23 protein-coding genes and 3 tRNA genes are annotated in these 26663 nt (G+C 38.5%); 11 read left to right on the top strand and 15 right to left on the bottom strand.

The features are described 5' to 3' along the window. Positions 1-195: 195 nt before the first annotated feature. The 6 genes from ACLHDG_RS05630 to ACLHDG_RS05605 form a co-directional block, all read right to left on the bottom strand. Entirely contained in the window at positions 196-1740 is a 1545-nt protein-coding gene (locus ACLHDG_RS05630) for an arylsulfatase (RefSeq protein WP_415408010.1), read from the bottom strand. A gap of 289 nt (positions 1741-2029) precedes the next feature. Then, positions 2030-3046 (bottom strand): DUF1214 domain-containing protein, encoded by a 1017-nt coding sequence (locus tag ACLHDG_RS05625; protein ID WP_415408009.1) that lies wholly within the window; start codon positions 3044-3046, stop codon positions 2030-2032. Positions 3047-3268: 222 nt separating this feature from the next. Further along, on the bottom strand, positions 3269-3676 hold the full coding sequence (locus ACLHDG_RS05620) for a hypothetical protein (protein ID WP_415408008.1): 408 nt from the start codon (positions 3674-3676) through the stop codon (positions 3269-3271). A gap of 92 nt (positions 3677-3768) precedes the next feature. Then, a complete protein-coding gene (locus ACLHDG_RS05615; RefSeq protein WP_415408007.1) occupies positions 3769-5238 on the bottom strand; it encodes a mechanosensitive ion channel domain-containing protein in 1470 nt (489 codons plus the stop codon). Positions 5239-5294: 56 nt separating this feature from the next. After that, a complete protein-coding gene (locus ACLHDG_RS05610; protein ID WP_415408006.1) occupies positions 5295-5867 on the bottom strand; it encodes a hypothetical protein in 573 nt (190 codons plus the stop codon). Between the two features lie 14 nt (positions 5868-5881). Continuing rightward, positions 5882-6592, bottom strand: coding sequence for a DUF2092 domain-containing protein (locus tag ACLHDG_RS05605; RefSeq protein WP_415408005.1), 711 nt, complete (start codon positions 6590-6592; stop codon positions 5882-5884). Positions 6593-6760: 168 nt separating this feature from the next. Between ACLHDG_RS05605 and ACLHDG_RS05600 the strand changes: the two genes are divergently transcribed. Next, positions 6761-7717, top strand: coding sequence for a helix-turn-helix domain-containing protein (locus ACLHDG_RS05600; protein ID WP_415408004.1), 957 nt, complete (start codon positions 6761-6763; stop codon positions 7715-7717). Positions 7718-7913: 196 nt separating this feature from the next. Here the strand turns inward: ACLHDG_RS05600 and ACLHDG_RS05595 are convergent, their stop codons facing one another. The 4 genes from ACLHDG_RS05595 to ACLHDG_RS05580 form a co-directional block, all read right to left on the bottom strand. Further along, positions 7914-8420 carry a DUF4136 domain-containing protein gene (locus ACLHDG_RS05595; protein ID WP_415408003.1) on the bottom strand — a complete coding sequence of 169 codons (507 nt, stop codon included), beginning with the start codon at positions 8418-8420 and terminating at the stop codon, positions 7914-7916. Positions 8421-8533: 113 nt separating this feature from the next. Then, complete coding sequence (locus tag ACLHDG_RS05590; RefSeq protein ID WP_415408002.1) at positions 8534-9082, bottom strand: glutathione peroxidase; 549 nt, start codon at positions 9080-9082, stop codon at positions 8534-8536. Between the two features lie 166 nt (positions 9083-9248). Continuing rightward, positions 9249-11819 carry a bifunctional aconitate hydratase 2/2-methylisocitrate dehydratase gene (gene acnB, locus ACLHDG_RS05585; protein WP_415408001.1) on the bottom strand — a complete coding sequence of 857 codons (2571 nt, stop codon included), beginning with the start codon at positions 11817-11819 and terminating at the stop codon, positions 9249-9251. Between the two features lie 172 nt (positions 11820-11991). Then, a complete protein-coding gene (locus tag ACLHDG_RS05580; RefSeq protein ID WP_415408000.1) occupies positions 11992-14235 on the bottom strand; it encodes a DNA translocase FtsK 4TM domain-containing protein in 2244 nt (747 codons plus the stop codon). Positions 14236-14415: 180 nt separating this feature from the next. On the opposite strand from ACLHDG_RS05580, the gene ACLHDG_RS05575 reads away from it, so the two are divergent. The 7 genes from ACLHDG_RS05575 to hisS all read left to right on the top strand — a co-directional run bounded on the left by ACLHDG_RS05575 (position 14416) and on the right by hisS (position 18205). After that, positions 14416-14500: transfer RNA gene (locus tag ACLHDG_RS05575), tRNA-Leu, on the top strand. A gap of 21 nt (positions 14501-14521) precedes the next feature. Next, positions 14522-14597 (top strand) — tRNA-Gly (locus ACLHDG_RS05570). A gap of 230 nt (positions 14598-14827) precedes the next feature. Next, positions 14828-14902 (top strand) — tRNA-Gly (locus tag ACLHDG_RS05565). Between the two features lie 212 nt (positions 14903-15114). Beyond that, on the top strand, positions 15115-15654 hold the full coding sequence (locus ACLHDG_RS05560; protein ID WP_415407999.1) for a UbiX family flavin prenyltransferase: 540 nt from the start codon (positions 15115-15117) through the stop codon (positions 15652-15654). Between the two features lie 168 nt (positions 15655-15822). Next, positions 15823-16296, top strand: a complete 474-nt coding sequence (coaD, locus tag ACLHDG_RS05555; protein WP_415407998.1) for a pantetheine-phosphate adenylyltransferase — start codon at positions 15823-15825, stop codon at positions 16294-16296. Further along, the gene (gene tmk, locus ACLHDG_RS05550; protein ID WP_415407997.1) at positions 16296-16871 is read left to right on the top strand and encodes a dTMP kinase; all 576 of its coding nucleotides are present in this window, start codon (positions 16296-16298) and stop codon (positions 16869-16871) included. Before coaD ends, tmk begins: the two co-directional genes overlap by 1 nt. Positions 16872-16993: 122 nt before the next feature. Next, positions 16994-18205, top strand: a complete 1212-nt coding sequence (gene hisS, locus ACLHDG_RS05545; RefSeq protein ID WP_415407996.1) for a histidine--tRNA ligase — start codon at positions 16994-16996, stop codon at positions 18203-18205. Between the two features lie 26 nt (positions 18206-18231). Here the strand turns inward: hisS and ppk2 are convergent, their stop codons facing one another. The 5 genes from ppk2 to ACLHDG_RS05520 all read right to left on the bottom strand — a co-directional run bounded on the left by ppk2 (position 18232) and on the right by ACLHDG_RS05520 (position 22694). Then, complete coding sequence (gene ppk2 / locus ACLHDG_RS05540; protein ID WP_415407995.1) at positions 18232-19182, bottom strand: polyphosphate kinase 2; 951 nt, start codon at positions 19180-19182, stop codon at positions 18232-18234. 65 nt (positions 19183-19247) lie between these two features. Then, a complete protein-coding gene (locus tag ACLHDG_RS05535; protein ID WP_415407994.1) occupies positions 19248-19844 on the bottom strand; it encodes an ABC-type transport auxiliary lipoprotein family protein in 597 nt (198 codons plus the stop codon). A 34-nt stretch (positions 19845-19878) separates the two neighbouring features. Then, positions 19879-20832 carry an MlaD family protein gene (locus ACLHDG_RS05530; protein WP_415407993.1) on the bottom strand — a complete coding sequence of 318 codons (954 nt, stop codon included), beginning with the start codon at positions 20830-20832 and terminating at the stop codon, positions 19879-19881. Then, positions 20833-21591: an ABC transporter ATP-binding protein gene (locus tag ACLHDG_RS05525; protein ID WP_415407992.1), complete on the bottom strand. Its 759-nt coding sequence runs from the start codon at positions 21589-21591 to the stop codon at positions 20833-20835. Further along, positions 21588-22694: an ABC transporter permease gene (locus tag ACLHDG_RS05520; protein WP_415407991.1), complete on the bottom strand. Its 1107-nt coding sequence runs from the start codon at positions 22692-22694 to the stop codon at positions 21588-21590. The genes ACLHDG_RS05525 and ACLHDG_RS05520 overlap by 4 nt, the downstream gene beginning before the upstream one ends. Before the next feature lie 68 nt (positions 22695-22762). Between ACLHDG_RS05520 and speA the strand changes: the two genes are divergently transcribed. From speA to ACLHDG_RS05505, 3 genes are all read left to right on the top strand, one after another. Next, positions 22763-24628 (top strand): biosynthetic arginine decarboxylase, encoded by a 1866-nt coding sequence (gene speA / locus ACLHDG_RS05515; RefSeq protein WP_415407990.1) that lies wholly within the window; start codon positions 22763-22765, stop codon positions 24626-24628. A gap of 12 nt (positions 24629-24640) precedes the next feature. Continuing rightward, entirely contained in the window at positions 24641-25342 is a 702-nt protein-coding gene (gene cysE / locus ACLHDG_RS05510; protein ID WP_415407989.1) for a serine O-acetyltransferase, read from the top strand. Between the two features lie 135 nt (positions 25343-25477). Then, the gene (locus ACLHDG_RS05505; RefSeq protein ID WP_415407988.1) at positions 25478-26647 is read left to right on the top strand and encodes a pyridoxal phosphate-dependent aminotransferase; all 1170 of its coding nucleotides are present in this window, start codon (positions 25478-25480) and stop codon (positions 26645-26647) included. The last annotated feature ends 16 nt before the right edge of the window (positions 26648-26663 follow it).

Raw genomic sequence — 26663 nt, 5'->3', positions numbered from 1 at the left:
TAATTCAGGTTTAAAGTATAATGAAACATATTGTCGTAAAAGTGTCACTTTGATAATCTCAAGGTGCAAAGAAGTATATACCTCATAAAACTTCTAATATGTTACAAATAATAAGCTTATTGCTTCTTATCACCACACTAGAAACAAATACCATATATAAAACTTCAAAGGCAAAGCCTTTAAAGTTCCTATTTTCTATTTGCTAACCGGCGTTTGCATTTTCTCCAATACATCACTTAAGTTAAATGATGCAGCTTTCTGACGAGGTGGGAACTCTTGAAATGTTGCAAGGAAATTTGCCACATATGCTCTTGCTCCAAACAAAAGATAAACACGGTCAATCATCCAGTCATAATAAGTGTTAGATGTTTTCTCTGCACGTTCATACGGATCACGACGTAAGTTCGTAATAAGAGGTATTCTGAGAATAGTAAACGGGTTCATCCAAGCTCTAAAAGTAGTTTCAACCTCTTGATACATAAAAGTCACTTTCCAATCGTTATAACGTAACGCAGTTAAGTCACCATCATCTGAGAAATAGAGTATCTCTTTACGAGGACCTTTGGCTTCTTTGCCTGTTAAGTAAGGAAGGAAGTTATAGCCATCAAGATGTACTTTATACTCACGACTGATCGCTTTTACACCACCTTTTTTTAGATCTTCTTTAATGGTGGCATTTCCAGCTACTGCCAAGAATGTAGGTAACCAGTCCATATGGTGCATGATCTCATTGGACCATGTTCCCGGCTTGATGTGTCCTGGCCACTTCACCATAGCAGGTACTCTCCAGCCACCTTCCCAGTTGGTGTTTTTCTCACCCCTAAAAGGTGTCATCGCAGCATCTGGCCAAGTATTCATATGTGGTCCATTGTCTGTAGAGTAAAATACCAGTGTGTTATCCGCTATTTTAAGTTCATCCAGTTTTGTAAGGAACTGCCCAATATGTCTGTCATGCTCTACCATTCCGTCAGAGTATTCATCTTGTCCTGAAATACCTCTAAGTTCATCTTTTACATGGGTTCTAAAGTGCATACGCGTACCACTCCACCATACAAAGAAAGGTTTATCTGCTTTGGCTTGACGCTCGATAAAGTCTAAAGCTGCAGCCACGGTCTCATCATCCACAGTCTCCATACGCTTTTTAGTGAGTGGACCTGTATCTTCTATCTTCCCATCTGAAAAAGAGTGGATGACACCTCTAGGTCCAAACATTTTTCTAAATTCCGGGTTTTTAGGGTAATCTAAATTTTCAGGTTCTTCTTCTGCATTAAGATGATACAAATTTCCCATAAACTCATCAAAACCATGATTGGTAGGAAGCATTTCATCTTTATCCCCTAAGTGATTTTTACCAAACTGTCCTGTAGCATACCCTTGAGCCTTAAGAAGTCCTGCAATAGTAGGATCTTCTTTTTGCATCCCTTCTTCTGCTCCAGGTACACCTACTTTAGAGAGACCTGTACGGAACACACTCTGCCCCATGATGAAGGAGGAACGACCCGCAGTACAAGACTGTTCACCATAATAGTCTGTAAATGTTACACCATCTTGAGCGATACTATCTATGTTGGGTGTTTTATACCCCATCAATCCATGTGTGTATTGACTAATGTTCGACTGACCAATATCATCACCCCAAATAACCAAAATATTTGGCTTCTTTGCCAATGCCTGAGTTGGCATTGCTACAACAGCAAGTCCTAGACCCAAAGCAAGTAGAAATTTTGTACTTTTCTTCATCTTTTCATCCTTATATATATTTTAAAGATAAAGTATACTCTTAAAAACCACGATATATAATTTATTAGATTTCCGACACGTTATATATTGAAAAATTAAAAGTTTAGGATAATAAGTTTGGTTTTGCTTTCTAAGAGGAGAAAAGTTTTACAGACACTCCCAAATAGGAGAAGAATTGACTGAAGATTATATAAACTACAGATTCATGTAATATTGTGCTTCATCGGTGCAGAGTAAAGAACACTGAAGCATCCAACTGCAAGCACCTTATTATGTATTACCAGTTTTATTATTGAACTGGTTTAGGATCTGGAAAAGTCCATGAACCATCAATGATCTCTTTGCGAGGTTGGTAAAGACGAATAATATAGTTCCAACCCTCAGTAATAGGAAGATAATTTACTTGGCTTGAATCACCTCCAAGGTGAATGATGATGCTCCCATCTTCATTAGGTTTTGCTGTCACATTGTTGAACGAATACGCATCTAAGTCATTCTTTTCCATAAAGCCTTTTTTATTGTAGATAGTAATAGACCAGAACCCATCAACAGGTACATCTTTTGCAGTCAGTGTGTATGGTTTTTTTCCATCATTTTCAGCTGGAACTCCATTGATATACATAGCAGCTTCTTTTGGGCTACCACCCCATCCGAATGCAGTACCCAACATATGGTCGATTGGGTTCAACTTTGCTTTATCACCGAAAAGTCCCTCAGAACTGGTTTTAGTAGAAGCAAGTACATTGATAGCCTCACGAACTGTTTTGAGTGAAGTTTCATCCCAGTCTGGAATTCTAAATGACCCTATCTTAGACTGTTTAATTTCAACTTTATCCTGTAAGGCATTTGCTTTTTTGACATCATCAGGATCATTGGCATTCATGAATGTACGAATGATAACAAATACATAGCGTGTGCCGATCTTATCCTGAGTAAGAGTAAACGTACCCGCTCCTTCTTCAACAGGTTGCATCGAATGATCCTGACTAATAATTTGCATCGATTGAAATCTACCTTTAGATTCTGGTTTGATAAGTGTTACTGGCTCAGTTAGGTCAAATACCGCACCTGAATACAGTGTGTCACGATTCATGCGGATTACATCCTGTTGGTCGATTGGTGTGGGCTTACGAATGTGGAAAAACTTTCCAAATCCTCCCTGATCAACATAACGTTTCAAGGTCATGTCTGTTTCTGCACGAACGAAATTGTCAACAGTTACTGCCTCTGATGCTGATAATGGATTTGTAGCCAGTAAAATGGTGCTGGCAAAGAGTGTTATGATCTTTTTTGAAATTTTTTTCATCTAGTTTTCCTAATTTTATTTTTTTATATAAATTACTAATCTATAAACTATAGTAAAATAATAGTAAGAATGGGATTTATTAGATTTCCGACACGTTATATATTAAAAAAATTAAAAGTTTAGGATAAAAAATTGGATTTAAAAAAGGAGAGTTAATTTTGAGTAGTTTCAGATACAGTTCCAAACAAAGTTTGGAACTGTAAAGGAGTTTATAAAGAGATATTAAAGTGCTGACTTCACTGCCTCTTTAGCTGCTGCTTTTTTAAGAGGGTTTGAGCCTACAGCTTTTTCTACTGCCATATCTGTAGCTTTATCTTCAAGTGAAGTCTCTTTTTTAGTTGCACCACCAAGTAAACTACCTGCATCAGGCAAAGAAGTTTTAGAACCCATAACACCACCAAGAGCGTCTGCTTTCATCTTGTCTACAGGGTTCTCTTTACCCAATACTTCATCTGCACCCTTGTTAACGAGTTCTTTTTTCATAGCATCATCACCTGCTATATGTTTAACTGCTTGTGATCTTGCTTCAGTTTTTGCTTGAGACATAGCAGCATCTGTTGCCATGTCTGTCATCATATCTGCAAAAAGCCCTGTTACTGCGATCGTTGAGATCAATATTGTTTTTTTCATTCTTTTCCTTTTATTTTTAATATCATAAAGTATATTCTTAATAAAATAAGCAGAGGCCAAACTTACTTAGCCTTCACTTATCACCTGTTTCATTACTGATCGTCATTCACATCCATCTCTTTTATATCTAGAGTATCATGTGATTTTTTAGTGTAAGTTGTTTTATTATGCTCGTTTTCTGATCTGTCTGTCTCTGTATTTTGCCCAATAATATGAAGATCACTCTGAGGATAAGGGATGGAGATACCTTCTTCATCAAAACGTTCTTTAACAGTACGGGTCACTTCCCAAAAGACTGTCCAGTAATCAGCTGTTTTAACCCATGGACGGCATATGAAGTTAACAGATGAATCTGCAAGTTCATTTACTTTGATAGTAGGTGCAGGATCTTTGAGTACCAGTGGATGCTCTGAGAGGATCTGTTCCATAACATTCTGAGCCTGTTCAATGTTATCATCATAACCAATACCAAATGTCATATCTACACGACGTGTATCACTATGGGTTACATTGGTGATGATGTTACCCCAGATCGAGTTGTTTGGAACGACCATAAGTCTATTGTCGGCAGTTACAATGCTTGTCGATACCAGTGTCATAGACTCAACTGTACCGATGATGCCCGCAACATCTACAACATCACCGATGTCATAAGGACGGTAAAGCATGATCATCAATCCGCTTGCAAAGTTACTGAGAGTTCCTTGTAGTGCAAATGCAACGACGAAACCTGCGGCACCTACCATTGCCATGATCGGTGCAACATTGACATCGAGTGCTGCAAGAGCAACAAGAACTCCTATAAGCATCACTACTTTGTGGATAATGTTAGCAATAAAGTCATTCAAAAGTTGTGAATTACTTGGCGTATGTTCTAATGCTTTTCTTGCTCCTCTGCTTAATAGCTTAGAGATAAACATAGCCATAAAAATGATAGCAAGGAATTTTGCAATATTGATCAACCAGTAAATACCACCTTCATCTGACATAACCCATCCGGAGACTGTCGTCCATGCAGATTGGGCATCGGTCACTTCTAAAGAGATGCCACTCACGGTATCGATATAGCGGCGGTATGGAAGTACTTTTTCTAACTCTTTACCATCTGCATCTGTACCGATCTTTTCATTGATATTTTCCAGTACTGTATCAAGGCGAGCTACCATGGTCTTTCTTTGGGCACGCAGTTTTGTCTGTTCTTCAAGGATAGCATCTTTCTCTTCCTTTGCCACAGTGATCTTCTGTTTGATCCCCTCTCTTTCCTCTGCTGCTGTCTGGTTGTTGTCCTGTGCATTTAAAGCATCTATTTGGTCATTCTTTTCTTGCACTGAAAGTTTAGTATCATATACTTTTTTAGCTGCTTCTTTCAGTAAAACCAACCATCCGTCAGCTTCTACAAAAAGTTCATCACCTGTCATATGTCTAACCATTAAGTGAAGACTCTCTGCTGAAACATCAGGGTTTGCCGTAGTAACAGCACTAGGACTCTTAGGTGCTTCTTCTGCATAGGAACCTGCAATTAGTGCTAAAGTAAGCAACAATCCCGTTATTATCTTTTTCATTTCTCTCTCTTTTTTATGTTTGTTTTAGTCTTTTTTATTGAATGTATATTTAAAAATCAATAAGGAGAAGATACCACTTTATATACCAATGTATCACCTTCATAGAATGGCTGATAATATGAGTTATCACATCTTCTGTAACTAACACCATTAGCAACAACTGTTGTACAGGTAGTTGGCATAGTTGAGGCTGCGATCACAGAACCTATCACTAAACCTGTAGTGAACGCCATAAGTGGAGCGCCTCGATAATAACCATAATATCCACGACTGTGACCACCATAGTAACGACGGTTATTGTTTACGTTTACATTCACATTTTTATTAACGTTTCTGTTCACATTTCTATTAACATTTTTATTTACATTTCTGTTAGTATTTCTGTTTTTATTGGTATTTCTGTTACGATTACTACTACGACTTCGGTTAGCACTTCCACCTCTACGGGCACCACCGCCACCTCGTCTAGCCTCTGCCTGGGTAAAGAGAGAAACATTCATCTCTATAGGCATTGCAGCAAAACCGTTTCCTGATGGAACATTTGTTTTAACACTCACTGATGGAGAGAAAAAACCTATCATTGCAGCAACTACTGCAAATTTTACTAAAAATATATTTTTATTTTTCATATCTCAATCCCTTCTTACTTTGCTCTGTTTACTGATATTTTTGATGAACCTTTTGGTGCTACAAAAACAAAATCGCTGTCTGAAATATTTGCATTGGTATTCCAGGTTACCGATGTATTGATCCTTGATGAAGAATCAGTACTTGTATCGATGATACTATAACTTTTCACCAATGGTGCATCTCCTGTAGCTATCCAGGCATGCAGTTCTCTTGTACCGTTTTTAAACGCTACATAGTCACACTCTACGCCACCTACATTTTTAGTACCAAAGTATTTACTTGTTCTAAACTTCACTTTTCTATCCATGCCGCTATAAATAAGCTGTGCAAGAGGTGCTCTGATACCAAACTTTTCAAAAAGAACATCAAGTGACGCATCAATGGTCTTTGGTGTTTTAATTTGACCGTAATAGTTATGACCATGATCGATCATTGTAAAGCTGCCCTCATTGAGGTAGTTTGATCTGTTTTTAACAGTTCCTGTAGTATCTATACGCAGTTTACCCGGTCTATCTACTTTTACAACTGCTGTATGTTTATATTTTTCTGTAGTTTTGCCATCTTGCATTTCATCATCTATGATAACTGCCGTAAAAGCGTATTTATCCATACTCCCAACATATTGGTAAGCTTTATTGAGTATATCTCTTGCAGACTTGTCTGCAGCGAAGAGGCTTGTTGCTGCGATTGCTGTGATTGCTGTGATTAGTATGATTTTTCTCATTACTTTCCTTCGTATAATATAATTTCCTCAAGTATAATAACAAAAGATATTGTCTCAAAATTGTCATTAATGAATTTAGGAAATGAAAGAAAGTATATCCTATAGAAAATATGAGTATAATTTATTAGATTTCCGTCACATTATATTTTTAAGAGGAAAAATAGTAAGATGAATCATACCTTAGACCCTGACCTGTCACCTATACAAAAACAGGCCCTCACATGTTTTGACAGTGATCTCTTGCGTGATGTCATCAAAGGGGCCAGCTTCGATCTGCATCAGGTAGGTAAAGGCTCTTTTAGGGCTGATATGTTACATATCTCTTTAGGTAAAGGGATACTCGACAGTGCCCATTACAGTAATTCAATCCTAACAGAAGGTACGATCTCCCAAGACAATATGTCATTTGGTTTTATACACGACAGCAGAGATGAGTCTACTTTTAATGGAAATATACTTCGAAAGCATGATGTACTGATGGGAGATGAGGGAGGACCTTTGTCATCCTGTATGGCGGAAGATAGCCACTGGTCATCTTTCCAATTTAAACGCGATGATCTACTAAAATTGGGTATAAAGTTGGAAAAAGATAATAGCAAAATTTTTCATTTCAACAAAGAGATGAGGGAAGAGCTCTCTTGCAAACTTGGAGGGATTTTAAACTATTTAGAAGAAGCTAATGATCAGCAAATATTGCTGGTAAAAAAAGAATTACTTTACCATCACATTCTAGGTATTTATGCAAATGCGCTTGAGGATACTAAAGATATTTCTCATTTGAAAAGAGATGATTCACTTTTCCTTTCAAAAAAAATTCGCACTTATCTAAATGATCATGCTGGTCAGCCCATTCAGATGATCGATCTTACTGCATTGACAGGAAAAAGTGAACGAACAGTTGAGAGGATCTTTAAAAAGCACTTTGGCATTACGCCCTACACCTATCTCAAGATACATCGTCTGCATCTCATACGTAAACATCTCCTGCAAAGGGATGAATCCGTCACAACAAATATTGGAGATATTGCCATGAAAAATGGCTTTATGCAAATGGGATATTTTGGAAGTGAATATAAAAAACTCTTTAATGAAATGCCGTCACAGACACTTAGAAAACGTTACTAAAAATAAATTCTTGATTTTAATAAAGAAAGAGAAATCTTACACAAAAAGAGAAGGCATAATTATCCCTCTCTTGATTTCCGACATACAACATAAATAGTGGTGTAATTTAGTAAAGTGAGCATTGTTCGTTGCATGAGGATTTAATTTGTCTAAATATTCCACCTACAAAGAGGTGGAACAGATTTAGAATACTGAGTTACAGACCACTAAGCATCTTTTTGATCGCATAATTCAAACGTTCTTTACTCTCTTTGGCAGGTAAACTTTTAGCCTCGCCTTCAGCAGTAGAGATCCCGATGATCACACCTGTCTCAGCATCAATAAGGATCAATACCATAGCTGCCTCAGGTCTATTTTCAATCGTCTTCTTTCCTGCATCATCAAGTTTTTCCTTGACTGCTTCCATATCTGTACCTGCGGCATACGCAACATAAAAATCAGGATCTTTTGTTACCAGAGTTTTGCCTTTTTTGGCTAACTCTGTATTGATCATCTGCTGCATCTCAGCATTTACATCCAGGTTATCTGTACGCTTTGTACCATCAACAATACCACTTCCTTCAATGATCTCATACGTCTTATATCCATCCAAATTCACTTTTTCAGATTTCATAGCCTCCACTTGAATATCACTTGTACTTGTACATCCTGAAAATCCTACGATCATCAGAACAGCGATCACACCCTTTAATAACTTTGACATTCTTTCTCCTTTTGATTTGATAACACACTATTATACACTGTTTATACAATACCATCTATCTCTTTACGGAAAACCATTAAGATTTTTCAGGTTGAGTGAAGATATTCAACATACTATTTCAGCAACTTTTCTATAACCTCTTCAAGTGATTTCGGTTTAGTAGAAGAACCGAAACGATCCACAACTTTACCTTCTTTATCAACCAGAAATTTAGTAAAATTCCACTTGATAGCTTCAGTTCCAAGGAAACCTGCTTGTTGGGATTTAAGATAACGATAGAGCGGGTGTGTCTGCTCCCCTTTGACATTGATTTTTGCAAACATCGGAAAGGTCACACCAAAGTTCACACGACAGAAATTTTGGATCTCTGCTTCACTTCCAGGCTCTTGCGAAGCAAACTGATTGCATGGAAAGCCTAGGACAACCAAGCCTTTTTCTTTATGCTTTTTGTATAGTGCTTCAAGCCCTTCGTATTGTGGTGTATATCCGCATTTGCTTGCAACATTGACGATGAGCATCACTTTACCTTTATAGGTTTCAAGTGTTGTCTCTTTACCCTCTATGGTTTTAACTTTAAAATCATAAATACTTTGCACAGTATGCTCCTTGGCAATAGGTTGAATAGTTAGCAGAAGTAGTAGTGAAATAAGATATTTTAACATGCTCTATCCTTCTGATAGCGGAAATATACTATAGTCTATCATAATATAGTGTCTTGAAGAATATTTGTAATAAAAAATGTAAATAAGGGAAAGGTAGAGATACGAAGAAATAAAAAAGTAACTAGCAGAGAGAAGTCTCCCTGCTAAGTAAAAGAGAGGTGGATTACTATCCAACCATCGCTTCTAGTTCATCTTTAGAAACTTTGTTGAAATTTAAGTATTTGTAAATTTCATCAGTCATCTCTGGTTTGATCTTATTTTGTACGATCTCAAGATATTCAGCAGCAGTTGGCAACTTACCTTTAAGTGCAACAACAGCAGCAAGCTCAGCAGAACCAAGATACACTTGTGAACCTTTACCAAGTCTGTTATCGAAGTTTCTTGTAGATGTTGAGAATACCCATGCATCTTGTGCAACAGCAGCTTGGTTACCCATACAAAGTGAACAACCAGGGATCTCTGTTCTAGCTCCAGCCATACCAAATACTGAGTAGTAACCTTCTTCTTGAAGTGTTTTCTCATCCATTTTAGTTGGAGGACAGATCCATAGTTTGTTAGCAACTGCACCTTCACCTCTAAGGATCTCAGCGTGAGCTCTGAAAAGACCAATGTTTGTCATACAAGAACCAACGAATACTTCGTCAATATCTACTCTCATACCTGCCGCATGGATTTCACTTAATGTTTTAACATCATCTGGATCATTTGGACAAGCTAAGATAGGCTCTGTAATTTTATTCATATCAATCTCAATAACCGCAGCATACTCAGCATCTGCATCAGCTTTAAGAAGCTCTGGGTTTGCAATCCATGCTTTCATTTTGTCAGCACGTCTTTGAAGTGTTGCTTTGTCTTCATAACCTTGATTAATAAGCTCTTCAATAAGAACGATGTTTGACTCTAGATACTCAATGATTGGCTCTTTGTCAAGATAAACTGTACAAGCAGCAGCTGAACGCTCAGCAGATGCATCTGAAAGCTCAAACGCTTGCTCACACTTAAGTTGCTCTAAACCTTCGATCTCAAGAACACGTCCTGAGAAGATGTTTTTCTTACCAGCTTTAGCAACAGTTAAAAGACCATCTTTAATCGCTTGATGAGGAATAGCATTTACCATATCTCTAAGTGTAATTCCTGGTTGCATCTCTCCTGAGAATTTAACAAGAACAGACTCAGGCATAGTAAGAGGCATCATACCAGTTACACCTGCAAACGCAACAAGACCTGAACCAGCTGGGAATGAGATACCTATTGGGAATCTTGTATGGCTATCTGCACCTGTTCCAACTGTATCTGGAAGACAAAGTCTGTTTAACCAAGAGTGAATTACACCATCACCTGGTCTAAGGATAAATCCTTTTCTTGATGTCCAGAAATCAGGAAGTGTGTGTTGAAGTTTAATATCTGCTGGTTTTGGGTAAGCAGCTGTGTGACAGAACGATTGCATAACCATATCTGCACCAAAGCTAAGTGCTGCAAGATCTTTTACTTCATCTCTTGTCATTGGTCCAGTTGTATCTTGAGAACCAACAGTTGTTGCTACTGGCTCACAGTATGTACCTGGTTTAACACCTTCGATTCCACATGCTTTACCAATCATTTTTTGAGCAAGAGTAAACCCTTTACCATTATCTGCTGGAATATCAGGAGTCATAAAAATATTTCCAGCGTCCATACCAAGAGTTTCTCTTGCTTTTGCTGTAAGACCTTTACCGATAATTAGTGGAACACGCCCACCAGCTCTCATCTCGTCAGGAAGTGTGTTTGGTTCTATTTTGAACTCAGATACTACTTTTCCATCTCTCTCGATGACACCGTCAAAAGGTTTAACAGTAATTACATCACCAGTCTCTAAGTCACCTACTGGTGCTTGAATAGGGATACATCCTGAATCTTCTGCTGTGTTAAAGAAGATTGGTGCAATAATATCTCCAAGAACAATACCACCAGTTCTTTTACCAGGAATATTTGGAATATCTTTACCCATGTGCCATTGCACTGAGTTGATACCTGATTTTCTTGATGAACCAGTTCCTACAACATCTCCAACATATGCTAAAGGATGACCTTTTTTCTTAAGCTCTACCATTGTATCTAGTGGATTATCCATTCTGTTAATTAAGAAAGAATTTGCATGAAGTGGAACATCTGCTCTTGTAAACGCTTCAGAAGCTGGAGACAGGTCATCTGTATTTGTTTCGCCAGGAATTTTATATACAGTTACTGTAATTTCACTTTCCATTGCTGGTTTATTTGTAAACCACTCAGCATTTGCCCAAGATTCAACAATCTCTTTAGCCAATGCATTTCCACCATCCATAAGTGCTTTAACATCGTTAAATGAATCATAAACAAGAAGTGTATTTTTAAGCTCTTTAGCTGCAGACTCTGCAACTGCTGAATCACTTGATGTCAATGCATCAACAAGAGGAGCAACGTTAAATCCACCAAGCATTGTTCCTAAGATTTCTGTTGCTTGTACTGTGTTAATCGTATCACAGGTAACATTACCTTGAACAATATCATTTAAAAAAGCTGCTTTTACGTATGCTGCATCATCAACACCTGCTGGTACTTTTTGCGTAAAAAGCTCCATTGCATACTCTGCGTCTGCAATCGGGCTAGCCTTTAATAATTCTACTAAATCAGCTACCTGATCTGCTGTAAGTGCCAATGGTGTAACACCTAATTGTGCACGTTCTTCTGTATGTATTCTATAGTCTGCTAGTAATGACATGAATGTCTCCTATGTAGTGTAATATTTTGTACACAGATATTAGCAAAATTGTGGTTTATTTTAGTTTCTATAAGATGTAGGTATGAAAGAGATAATTTGTTTGTATCGGATGGTTACAAAAAAGAGCAGAAAAATCCCCTAAATTGTAACTATTTTACTACTCAGAAGATTTTTAGACGATTTCTCTGTTACCTTTTGCATTAGGAGGCGACAGTACACCCTTAGCTTCAAGTTGTTCTATGATGTTTGCTGAACGGTTGTAACCTATCTGAAGTTTACGCTGCAGGTACGAGATGGATGTTTTTTGATCCGTAAGTACCACTGTTTTTGCCTCTTCATAAAGTGGATCCAGTTCCACTTCACCACTACCGCCTTCAGAGGCAGAACTACCCCCTGAGATCAGGTAACTTTCGTCATATTCCGGTTCACGTTGTGCTTTAAGATATTCTACTATCTCTTCTACCTCTTCTTCTGTACTCCAAGGGGCATGTAAACGTACCAGACCTGTTGATCCAGGAGGTGTAAACAAGCCATCTCCACGTCCCAACAGACTCTCTGCACCCATTGCATCCAAAATGACTTTAGAGTCGATACGCTGCCCTACTCTGTAACTCAGTCTTGAAGGTAGATTTGCTTTAATGAGTCCTGTAACAACATCCACACTTGGTCTTTGTGTTGCTACTATAAGGTGTATACCACTCGCCCTTGCCATCTGTGCAAGTCTGGCTATAGAATATTCTACCTCTTTACCCCCGCTCATCATGAGATCAGCAAGTTCATCGATGATGATAACAATAAAAGGGAATGGTTCAGCCGAACCATCTTTTTTTACTTTTTCGTTGTAGTTATCTATATTTTTTGTGCGGTTATCTGCCATAAGCGTATAACGACGACTCATCTCACCTACCATATTTGCCAATGCTGCTATAGCCTTTTTAGGTTCTGTGATGACTGGTGTGAGTAGATGTGGAATGTCATTATAGATAGAAAACTCCAACATCTTAGGGTCAATGAGCATCAACTTCAGGTGTTCCGGATCATTTCTATAAAGCAGAGAAAGTATCATCGCATTGATCCCCACCGATTTACCTGAACCTGTAGTTCCTGCTATGAGTAGATGCGGAAGCTTTTTGATATCGGTAATGAACGGCTTACCAACAATGTCTTTTCCCAGTGCCACTGTCAGTGGAGATTTAGACTCTTTAAAGAGATCACTTTCTAAAATTTCACGTAAATAGATGGTATCTACTGTCTCGTTTGGTATCTCTATGCCCACTACATCACGCCCAGGGATAGGTGCCTGTATACGTATGGTCTCTGCACTTAGAGCCATAGCAAGATCATCTTGGAGATTAAGGATTTTTGATACTTTCACATTAGGTGCCGGCTTGAACTCAAAGGTGGTTACCAGTGGTCCACTATAGGTACGTACTACATCACCGTCAACTTTAAACTGCTGCAATTTAGAAAGTAGTTCTTCTATTTTTCTATCTATCTCTGCTTCATTTATCTTTTTAGCTACTCTAGGCGCTTTTTGCAGAAAATCTAATTTTGGAAGTTTAAAGTTTTTAGGTTTAGCTACCTTACCCTTATCTATCTGCTCCATAAGTTTAGAGTTCTCTTCCAACTCTTCAACGATCTCTACACCAGAAGCATTACTTTGTTTAGAGTGCTTTTTTCGTGCTTCAAGTGTCTCTTCGAATTCATGTTCAAGTTCCAAAATCTCATTAAGCACAGGATCTTCTACTTCTTCACTGACATCTTTGCTTGTTTTCACTTCACGTTTCAGTGCAGTTTTTTTAACTGCCGGTTTTCTTTTTGCTCGTGTTCTCTTTGGTTTTTCTTCTGTTTGATCCATAACAGGCATCATCTCATCTTCCAGTGCAGGAGAAGAGAAAGGGTTTGTAAATATCTTTTTCAAAACAGATTTTAATCCAGAAAAGAGTTTACCTGCCCCTGTAGCAAGTGGTGCTAGACTAAAACCTTTTAATTTTAGATCTTTAGGAGAGAAATCATCATCAAGTATAAAGACCAAAGAGAGTGCCATGATCATCAACCAAAGTAACCAAAGTCCTGCTTTTCCTATGAGTGGATATAAAAACTCAACTATTTGCGTACCAATAAAGCCTATGTTCTTAGCCTCAAGCACTAATGAACTAAAGATAATCACTGCTATAAAGAAGAGCATCCAGCCTAAATAAAAGTCAATATCTTTTCGTACAGAAGCATTAGTATAGAGTTTATAAAGTGGATAAAAAAGGATAAAAATATTGATATAAGCAAAGTACCCAAAAAGATGTAGATTTGTATCTCCTATTATCTTTCCGATATTCCCTATTAAAGCAGTCTCAGGGAACAGTGTGGAGAAAGCACCGTACATAAAAAGTATAGCTGTGATAATAATCGTAATTTTCAAAAATATGACCTTGATATTAATTAATGAAGATATTATAACAAATAACTATTAAAAACTGTCAGTTATGCCCTGACTAAAGGAAGAAATGCCCTTGGGGTGCATAAAATAGTCTTTTAATGCTATTCTAAACGATGTTTAAGCACTTAATATGTAAAATTCTATCTACATTTCAATATGTATGCCGCAGTGATGGAACTGGTAGACTTGGTAGACTCAAAATCTTCTGCTTTAGGGCGTGTCGGTTCGAATCCGACCTGCGGTACCACCTTAACATTTGTTAATTTATGCGGGCGTAGCTCAGTGGCTAGAGTTCCTGCCTTCCAAGCAGGCTGTCGAGGGTTCGAATCCCTTCGCCCGCTCCACATAATATTAATAATGTTATAACATTAATTCAAACGACAAATCATTTAAACACACAAGTGTGTGGGCTTTCTGCCGAAGACAAGCATCTAAAATGCAGTCCAAGTGAGGCACTAAATGCCGAATCGGAAAACTCAGCGTTAGCAATCAAAAATTAAAAAGATGCTTTGATGCACGTTTTTAACTTTTTGACAGAAAGATGTACTTTGTTCATTTTGCGTTATTATATGTTGCGGGCGTAGCTCATCGGTAGAGCATAACCTTGCCAAGGTTGGGGTAGAGGGTTCGATTCCCTTCGCCCGCTCCATTATTTTATACACATACAATCAGTCACTAAAATCCAAAAACTAATTTTCTTTTGCTATAATCCACATAATAAAATAAAACTATATCTCGTTCCTACGGTGTCCGTAGGAATGCATACATTGATTTAATAAGCCAATACATATTTGCTTTCAATTCGTGTCTGAAATATGCATTACCACGGACACCGTGGTAACGAGAGACAAAAGAGAAACAGTGAAACTAGTCATTGCAATTACCGGTGCCAGTGGTGTTCATCTAGGCAAGAAGTTTGTCGATTACTTGCCTGAACACATCGAAGCTCATGTAGTTGTTTCAGATAATGCTATTACCGTAGAGTCATTTGAAAACAAAAAAGTAACACTGCACTCCAGTGAGAACATTGCCGCATCAATATCAAGTGGTTCATTTAGGGTTGATGCAACAGCTATTATTCCATGCAGTATGAATACTTTGGCAAAAGTGGCTTGCGGCATCAGTGATAACCTGGCGACGAGAGTAGCAGCCGTTGCACTCAAAGAGCAAAAAAAGTTGCTTCTTGCACCAAGAGAGTTGCCTTTTTCTGCCATAGCTTTGGAGAATATGCAGAAATTAGCTGCACTGGGTGTTATCATTGCACCACCTGTAATGGGATATTACTCTGAGTCCTCTTCACTTGAAGAGATGGAAAAATTTATCATTGGAAAATGGTATGATGTTTTAGGCATAGAAAACAGTTTATATGAAAGATGGGAGGGGGAAAGCGTTGAGCGTTAAGCGTTGAGCGTTGAGAAACAATATGAAAAAAACCATTTTAATAAATAATCAATCACTATTAAATAAAAGCATTACTAAACAATGGGTACCTGTACCACTCACTACTAATTATTCACTGAACGCTCAGCACTTAACGCTCAGCGCTAAAAATATCCAAAGGATTTTTTCATGAGACGCGCAATTTACCCTGGGACATTTGACCCCATAACTAACGGACATTTAGACATCATTAAACGTGCTTGTAGAATGTTTGATGAAATTATCATTGCTGTAGCAGACTCTGAAGCAAAGAAACCTATGTTTACTCTTGAACAACGTATAGAGATGGTAGAAGCAGCCACTAAGGACTTTCCTAAGATCAAAGTCATTGGGTTTAACAATCTTCTCGTCAACCTCTCCGATGAATTGGAAGCAAACATCATCATAAGAGGGCTTAGGGCAGTCAGTGACTTCGAGTATGAACTACAAATGGGATATGCCAATGCTTCACTCAAAAAAGAGTTGGAAACTGTTTATCTTATGCCTAGCCTTGAACATGCTTTTGTAAGCTCTTCTGTGGTTCGTTCCATTTTAAATTTTGATGGAAAAGTTGAGCATCTTGTTCCAGACGCGGCACTCAAACTCATTAAGTGTTTACGATAATGTATATACTTTTTGAAGGCATAGACACCTGTGGTAAAAGTACACAAATAGCATTGATCGCAGATAAGCATCCTGAGATCGTCATCACACATGAACCTGGAGGTACACCTTTTGGCAAAAAAGCAAGAGAGATACTCCTCTCAGATTCCTTAGCCTCTAAACGTGCTGAACTGCTACTTTTTTTAGCAGACAGAGCAGAACATTACCAAGAGATCATCTCTCCAAATAAAAACAAGATCATCATCTCTGACAGAGGTTTCCTCTCTGGCATAGGTTACGCCCTTGCCAACGGTGACTTCGACTTTGATGAACTGGTAAGCCTCAACAAGTTTGCACTTGAAGGTCATTTTCCAGACAAAGTGATCTTGTTTTTGACAGATATGAAAACTTTGGAAGAGCGCACTTCAGCTAAAAGTCTTGATGGTATCGAGCTTAGAGGCTTAGAATACTTGCTTACAGTACAGGAACATATGAGAGAAAGCATACTAAAACTTGGTATCCCACACCTTTTTATAGATGCGACACAAGATATAGACAGTATTCATCAAACGATACTAACCTACTTGAAGGTATAATTCCATAATTTATTGGTGCGTTGGTACCCCAAGGGCATTTCCTGCGGGCACCATGCACCTACAACAATAACACCGTAGGGTGCGTTTGCCAACGCACCTTATAGGATACAAGGAAACACCAAATGATAAACCCACTTAGAGGCATGAAAGACCTCACTTTTGAAGAAAGTGCCCGTTTTGTACATATTATCACAACTGCTATAAGCATCTCTAAAAAATACGGATACAGCTATATTGAAACCCCTATCCTGGAAGAGACAGGACTTTTTAAACGTTCGGTGGGTGAAAGTTCAGATATCGTAGGTAAAGAGATGTATCAGTTTGAAGACAAAGGAGGCAATGATGTCTGTATGCGTCCCGAAGGCACTGCAGGCATCGTACGTGCTTTTGTCTCTGCCAAACTTGACCGTCAGCCAGTCAAACAGAAGTTTTACTACTATGGACCTATGTTTCGTTATGAAAGACCACAAAAAGGCCGTTTAAGAGAATTTCACCAGTTTGGTTGCGAGAGTTTTGGTGAGGCTTCAGTCTATGAAGACTTTACTATCATCACGATGATAAGCCAGATCTTTGATGCACTGGGTATAGGCTTTGACCTTAAAATAAACTCACTTGGATGCAAGGTATGTATGCCAACATATAAAGAGAATCTTATAAGCTCTTTAACTAACATCAAAGAGGAACTTTGTGAAGATTGTAATCGTCGGATAGGTACGAATCCTATCCGTGTACTTGACTGCAAAAATGGAAAATGCCAGTCACTTTTGGTAGAGTCACCAAAACTCATCAACTACCTTTGTGAAGAGTGTGATCCAGACTTCAACAAACTCACTGCCCTACTGGACAAAGCAGGTATCAGCTACGAAGTAGACAGTAACCTTGTAAGAGGATTGGACTACTACAGCAAGACAGCCTTTGAGTTCGTCAGCAACGAGATAGGTGCACAGTCTGCCATCGCAGGTGGTGGACGCTACGACAGACTCGTAGAGTTCCTAGACGGGAAACCTACTCCTGCTGTAGGTTTTGCTATCGGTATAGAACGCATCATGGAACTTGTACAGATGCCAGAAGTCAAAAGAGATGGCATGTACCTGGGTGCTATGACGGAAGAAGCTGTAGAAGCCCTGCTTCCTGTAGCAACAGCTAAACGATTAGAGCAAAAAGTAACTCTGGAATACAACTCAAAAGGCTTCAAGAGCCACATGAAAGGTGCGGACAAAGTTAATGCCAGATACTGTGCCCTCATCGGAGAAGATGAGTTGAAAAATGGAACTATTTGGGTAAAAGATTTGGAGAGTAAGGAAGAGAAAACTGTTTTACTAGAAGAGTTTTAAACAAAATAAACTCTTCTCACCATTTTTTACTCTTTAGGTGTTGGATCACAAAAATTGAGAGATACATTGTTGTCAAATTCTGCGATCTTCTCATCTGCACTGTAGACAATGTCCTTATCAACTTTTAAATGCTTTTGTTTGATCTTCTCCGGATAATCGATCTGGTTTAGAATATGTTTAATGCAGTTTATGCGTGCCTTTTTCTTGTTATCTGAATGGATCACTGCCCATGGGGTGGTTTCAGTATGCGAAGCCATGAACATGGAGTATTCTGCTACGGTATATTTATCCCACAGTTGTTGCGATTGCTCATCAATAGGAGAAAGCTTATACTGTTTGAGCGGATTTGTTTTCCGCTCCTTAAAGCGTTTTGCCTGCTCATCTTTTGAGACTGAGAAGTAGAATTTCATCAAAATAATTCCGCTATTGACAAGCCTTCTTTCAAAGAAAGGTACTTCGTGCAAAAACTCCTGATGATCCTCCTGTGTACAAAACCCCATGACCGGTTCTACACCTGCACGGTTATACCAACTCCGATCAAAAAGCACGATCTCCCCACCACTGGGAAGATGCTGTACATAACGTTGGAAATACCACTGGGTCTTTTCTACATCTGAGGGTTTGTTAAGGGCGACGACTCTTGCACCACGAGGATTGAGGTGTTCCGTGATACGTTTGATGGTTCCGCCTTTTCCTGCGGCATCACGCCCCTCAAAGATTATGAGTACTTTCAAGCCCTGCTCTTTGACATGCTTTTGAAGTTTAAGCAATTCGATCTGGAGTTTTTGAAGCTCTTCCTCGTATTCAAGTACTTCTTGCTTTATCCAAACAGGAACGCGTCTTTTTTTATTATTAGCACGCTGTTCCTCTTCTTCAAAACGTTTAATACACTCTTCTCTCCGTTCTTTTTGTGTCTCTTTTTTTAGTGTTCCGCCCTCTTCCATTTCAGTTTCAACCATATCACGTTTTGTCCCCATTTTATACCACCTTATTGCATCAGATTTTTTTTATAGTTTGAAGTCTCTTGAGCATAGGAACTATCCTAAAACTGAAGCCACCTCAACAGATCTTTAGTGAGTCTACCCACAGCTTCGTTTGTAGCCTCAACATACCCTTTAGCATCCATAGTCTTAGTAGCCACTTTATAAGAAAAACGTTTGGTTTTAATTAATTTTCCCATATCTGTATTGATAAGAGAGAACTGCATCGACACGAGCGCATGAGATTGCTCCCCTCTTACTTGATGAGAAAAAGCAAAAATGTTACTTTCTAGTCGATAATCCTCTTGTGCTGTTGAAGCATAAGGCAATACTGCTTTAAAGAGTTTACTTCCATCTAAAGCTTGTATAAAAGTACCTTCAAGAAGTTTGCCTATATTATTTGACCATTGGCTATTTTGATAAACACCCTGCTCGGCATTACTGTACGAATAACGCATCTTTTGGCTTATCTTCTCTTTGAGGCTTTGAGGGTACATTACTTTGATAGTTTTATATTTAAATTTGCTGCTGGATGTTTGTGTAACCATAGGTGTATTCAGTGTATAGACTTTAAGTGGTGCTTGCTTGCTGCTACATCCACTAAAGCATAATAATATAAATATAAGTGCTAATTTTGTACTTCTTGTACGACTCAGCATTTAGTGCCTCCCATGCATTGAAGTTTACTTCTTATCATTCTCCAGGTCCTCTTCTTGGTGTTCTTCCTTTAAACAGTAGGTCATTTGGACTTTGTTCAAGTTGCTGTGCCAAATCATTTATCTGATGACTCAATACCTCTATCTCTACCAACATAGGCTCAAAGATCTTTTTGAGATTATAATCTCCTCTGTCTAAACTCTTCTCTACCTTGAGAGTCACACGATTAAAGTTGCTACTTGTTTCCATCAATTTATCAATCGTAGGGATCGTGACTTTTTTGATGTCTGCAAAATCTTTCTGCATGACACTAAAATCTTCTGTCGCTTTTGTAAGTTTTTCATTGATATTAGTCATCGAAGCTCTAAACTCTCTGAGTGTTATATCTACCTCTTCAAGTGAATTGATCGCTTTTTGCTCCACTTCTTCTGCTTTGGCTGTTATCTTCTCAGTATTATCAAACACCTTTCCTAAAGTCTCTATATTTTTCTCACTCAATAATTTTTGACCTTTATCTACCAGTAAAGTAACTCTCTCTGCAAGAGTACCAAGTCCTCTCGTTGTTTTGGTAAACCAAGAGGGAGCAGTTGCTATAATAGGCATATGATCCTCTGTAGGTTCCAGTGTTTTTGCTTTATTGGTTCCACCATTTATCTGAAGATATGAGATCCCTGTGACTCCATACATCTCTGTAAATATGACCATATCCTCTTTGATAGGGGTTCCTTTATTAATTTTCAGAACGATCTCTACTTTTTCGATATCTTTAGGATTGATCCTGATCTTGCTTATGGATCCGACATCAACACCACGCAGTTTAACCATCGAATCTTTGGAAAGCCCGGAGACAGATTCACTCATTTGGACTTTATAGTAATCAAACTCTTTCTCTAAACCGTACTTTGCCAACCAAAAGGCAAACCAGATCATTCCTGTAGTGAAGATTAATACAAAGATACCTACGGTCGTATAATTGATTCTGCTATACATCTACAATAACCTCTTCATTTGCGTATACTTGTTTTTAAAAAATGCTTCCACAAAAGGATGTTGTGATTGTAACACATTTTTCACATTCCCCTCTGCAACCACATGCTTATCTGCCAAAACCGACATCCTGTCTACAATATTGACGATTGAATCCAGATCATGTGTGATCATCACAACCGTTATCCCCAAAAGTTCACGTAATTCCAGTATCAACTCATCGAAATTTCTAGCACCTATAGGGTCCAGTCCAGATGTAGGTTCATCCAAAAAAAGCAATTCCGGCTCCATAGCCAAAGCCCTTGCCAAAGCCGCTCTTTTGATCATACCACCACTTAATTCAGAGGGGTAAAGTGCTCCAACTCTTGGCTCTAACCCTACCATGTAGAGCTTGGAATTTATCAACTCATTTCGCATTGTTTTTGTAATATCAGTATACTCTTTGAGCTGTACTTCTATATTTTCTGCTACAGTCAATGGGGAGAAGAGTGCCCCAAACTGAAATAGCACACCCCATTTTCTACGTAGAGCCTGAGCTTCTTCAAAACTGATATTGTTTAATGTTTGATCCAAAACAGTCATCTTCCCAGCGGCAGGTTCCAGCAACATGATCATCTCTTTCATCAAAACAGATTTACCTGAACCACTCTCCCCTAGTATCCCATAAATCTCACCACGATCGACATGAAGATTTACTCCATCATGGATCACTCTCTTTCCAAATCTTGTTACGATCCCCTCTGCTTTAATTACGGTACTCATAGTTCAAGCTCCGTATAGATCACCGAAAAGAGTGCATCAAAAGCGATCACCAGGAAGATAGAGTTGACTACACTTGCTGTCGTATGCAATCCAATACTCTCTGTATTTTCAGAGACTTGAAGGCCTCTATAACATCCCACTGCAGCAATAAGAAAGGCAAATACAGGTCCTTTTATCATCCCAAGTATATAATGTTTGACCTCCAACACTTCATTGAGGCGCTCTATAAATTGACCCATAGAGATATTAAGCTGCAAATTTGATGCTACCATACCACCAAAAATCCCCATAATATCTGCAAAGAAGATCAAAAGAGGCAGTGCGATCATCAAAGCAAAAATACGAGGCAGAACCAAAAAATAGTAGGGATCAAACCCCATAGTTCGCATCGCTGCTATCTCTTCTGTGATCTTCATAGCACCGATCTCAGCCGTATATGCTGATCCACTTCGCCCAGCGATCACGATCGCTGTGATCATGGGACCCATCTCTCTTGTGATCGATATAGCCACAGTATCAACGATAAAGAGATCTGCACCGAATTTTGCCAGCTGTACACCACTCTGATAAGCGATCACCAAACCAACCAAAAAGGCACTCAAACCAATGATGATAAGTGCATTAAAACCAGATTTATGGATATGATAGATCATCTCTTTGAAACGCATATCTCCAGGATGCATAAGCGTATGAAAGAATGCACTGAAGAGATGTCCGAGAAAAGTGACAAAATCCTTTAAATCTTTATAGATTTCAACTGTATTTTGACCGATTTTTTCTAAAATAGTTTGCTTTGGAGGGGCAATGACCTCTTTAAGATTCTTCTCTTTCAACAGAGTATACATCGATTTTTCTTCTTCTGTATAACCAATAACTTCCACTTCAGTCTCTTTTTTGAAGCGTTCAAAATATTCGATAAAAAGCAATACACCTGCACTATCAAACTGTTCGATCCCAGAGACATCCCAAATGATCTGTTTATCATAAGGGACTTTAGCCAACTGCTTCTCTATCTGGCGTACACTCTGCAGTGTCCACTCCCCTGTAGAGATAAGCTTAAGATGATGTTGATTTACTTCATATGTTAAGAACGGCTGCTTCATAAAAACTATTATAGGTAAGATTAGATTAAGTTTGGCTATAATCTCGAAGATATATGAAGAGGTGAAACATGAAAAACTTTGGTTTGAATATTTGGGGTGATAACAATTTTATACTCAAAGATGATACTATCAATATAAACCATGCTAACCGACCTTCACTACTTGAGATCACCAAAGAGATAAGAGAAAAAGGCTATAAAGGCCCCCTTTTGCTTCGTTTTCCTCATCTTATAGAAAAACAGATCTCTACCCTTTTTAACACCTTTGAAAAAGCCAAAAAAGAGTTTAACTACCAGGGTAATTTTCAAGCTGTTTTCCCACTCAAAGTTAATCAGTTTCCAAACTTTATACACTCCCTTATGGATGTATCAAAAAACTATAATTATGGTCTGGAAGCAGGAAGTAAAGCTGAACTCATCATTGCCATAACCAAAACCCCATTGGGTGCTCCTATCACCGTTAATGGGTTTAAAGACAAGGAGATGATCTCTCTTTGTTTCATCGCGGCAAAAATGGGACATAACATCACCGTGACCATAGAAGGTCTTGGAGAGCTTGAAACCATCATTCAAGTCAACCATGAATTTAATAAAAATGTTGAGACCCCTGTAAGTCCTAAGATAGGTGTACGCATACGTCTTCACAGTTCAGGCATAGGTATCTGGGCAAAAAGCGGTGGATACAGTTCTAAGTTCGGACTTACATCTACTGAACTGCTTGAAGCCTATGAGCTGCTTAAAAAACATGAACTACTTGACCATCTTTGGATGATCCATTTTCATATCGGTTCACAGATGGGAGACATCGCTCCTCTTAAAAAAGCACTGAGAGAAGCCGGCAATATCTATGCTGAACTTAAAAAGCGTGGTGCTGATGCGTTGGGAGCCATTAACATCGGTGGTGGTCTAGCTGTAGAGTACAGCCAACACAGCAACAACCAAGATAGAAACTACTCTCTCAAAGAATTTGCTAATGATGTTATCTACCTTATGCAGGAGATCGCCAAAAGCAAAGGGGTAGTTGAACCAGATATATTTACAGAGTCAGGACGATATATAGCAGCAAGTCACTCTGTACTTATAGCACCCGTTCTTGAATTATTTTCTCAAGAGTATCATGAAAAAGGACTTCGTCTCAAAGAGATAAATCCACCACTCATCCAAGAGCTTTATGACCTTTTCAATTCTCTTACACGTGAACATGCCAGAGAATACCTTCATGATGCCCTCGATCATATGGAGAGTCTTCTTACACTCTTTGATCTAGGCTACATAGACCTTGAAGACCGTTCAAATACAGAAATACTGGTTAACCTTATCATTAAAAAAGCCATTGCTCTACTGAAAAATGAAGGTACTGATGAGCTTAAAAAACTACAGGATCGTATACAAGAGAAGTATTTAGTAAATTTCTCGGCCTTTCAGTCACTCCCTGACTTTTGGGGCTTAGCTCAGCAGTTTCCTATCATGCCGCTTGATCGGCTTGATACAAAACCAACGAATCCTGCAAGCATCTGGGACATTACATGTGACAGTGATGGGGAGATAGGGTTTAACCGTGACCTGCCACTCTACTTGCATGACATAGATGTGAGTAAAGAGGAGTACTTCTTAGGCTTTTTCCTTACGGGAGCTTACCAGGAAGTACTAGGTATGAAACATAACCTTTTTACGCACCCTACTGAGTGTGTTATAAGCTTTGATGAAGATGGGTCTTACACTATAGATCATCTTATAGAAGCACAAAATCTCATGGATGTTTTAGATGATCTGGATTATGATACGAATCTCATAGATAAAGCACTTAAGTACCAGATAGAAGAGTCTACGCACATAAGTAAAGAAGAAAAAAGAGAACTTTTAGGAAAACTTTACCTTTATTTAAGCGAAAATAGCTATCTTAAGACCATTCAAGCCCAAAATGAAAACATATAAGGACCGTTACAAGTGAACCCATTTACTCTTATAAAAGAAGATTTTCTTAATGTCAAAAGAAATGACCCTGCCCTGCACTCTACTTTTGAGTTATTTTTCAACTACCCGGGGCTATGGGCACTCTTCTTCTACCGTAACGCACATTGGCTTTACAGTAAAGGTTTAAGATTTCTTCCGCGTCTCATCTCTGCTATAGGTCTGTTCTTGACTACCATAGATATCCACCCTGCAGCTACTTTAGGACGCAGAGTCTTTATAGATCATGGTGTGGGTGTGGTTATAGGTGAGACTGCTATACTTGGGAATGATGTGATCGTCTATCAGCAGGTAACATTGGGTGGTGTGAGTACAAGTAAAGGCAAAAGACACCCGACCCTTGGGAACAATGTGGTCATCGGTGCAGGAGCCAAAGTACTTGGAAATATCACCATAGGTGAGAACTCAAAAGTCGGTGCAAATTCTGTTGTTGTCAAAGATGTACCCGCTGACTCAACTGCCATTGGTATCCCTGCACGTGTACTTAAAAGAGGCTTTGACAAAACACCACTGAGTCACAATAAGATCCCTGATGTCAACAAAGAGATATTTGAGTATCTTCTTAAACGTATTGAAGTCCTTGAAGAGGCATTGCCTAAAGGAAAACAAGAAGGTATCAGAGAAAAAGATCATAAACTTGAAGAGCTTTATGACAACTTTATCCATAGTATGGATTAAAATACAAAACTAAATACGTCACAAACATACACATACCCATAGATACGAACACTTATATTTTTCATAAGTGTCTCTTCTTAGTCGATTATCAACCTCTTTTTGATATAATTAGTGAATTTATTTTAAGGGTTTTTTATGTTATCAGAACGTATCCAGACACTGTCACCATCACTTACTATTGCAATCACTATGCTTGCACAAGATCTTAAAGCTTCAGGAAAAGATGTTCTTAGCTTCTCAGCAGGAGAACCGGATTTCGGTACACCAAGACGTATCAAAGATGAAGCGATCAAAGCGATCAATGAGGGTTTTACACAGTACACAGCAGTACCAGGTATTATGGAGGTACGTGAAGCGATCGTCGGAAAGCTCAAAAGAGACAATAACCTTGACTATACACCAGCAGATATTATAGTAAGTAATGGGGCAAAACACTCTTTGTTCAATCTTTTTCAAGCCGTGATCAATGAAGGTGATGAAGTGATCATCCCTGCTCCGTACTGGGTAACCTACCCTGAGCTTGTCAAATATGCTTTTGGTGTACCTGTGGTCATTGAAACAGATGAGATCAGTGGCTTTAAGATCACTCCTGAACAACTTAAGGCAGCCATCACAGCAAAAACAAAGATGATCATACTCACAACTCCTTCTAATCCGACCGGCTCCATCTACAGCAGAGAAGAGCTTGAAGCATTGGGAGAAGTACTCAAAGGTACCGATATTATCATTGCCAGTGATGAAATGTATGAGAAACTGGTTTATGATGTAGATTTTGTAGCAACTGCAAGTATCTCTGAAGACATGTTTCAAAGAACAGTGACGATCAATGGTCTAAGTAAATCTGTTGCGATGACCGGATGGCGTTTTGGATACCTTGCGTCACCAAACAAAGAGTTGATCTCAGTAATGAATAAATTGCAAAGTCAAAGTACTTCAAACATAAATTCTATCACACAAAAAGCAGCGATCCCGGCACTTAACGGTGAGGTTGATGAAGAGATAGAGATGATGAGAAGAGCATTTGAAGGCCGTGCCAAAGAGGCAGTAGAGCTTATGAATGAGATCGATGGTCTTTCTGTACTTAAACCACAAGGTGCATTTTATCTTTTTGTTAATATTAAAGATGTCTCTGATGACTCTATTGAATTCTGTAAAGAACTACTTCAAGAAGTTGGTGTTGCTGTAGTACCAGGTATAGGATTTGGATCTGAGGGTTACTTTAGATTCTCATTTGCTACAGATATGACTACTATCAAAGAAGGTATACGTCGTATAGATAAATTTGTTAAACAAAAAAGAGCCTAATTTTCTTCCATAGATG

This window comes from Sulfurovum iocasae (assembly GCF_047716765.1).
GTDB lineage: Bacteria > Campylobacterota > Campylobacteria > Campylobacterales > Sulfurovaceae > Sulfurovum.
This window is presented reverse-complemented; position numbering and strand designations above follow the sequence as displayed.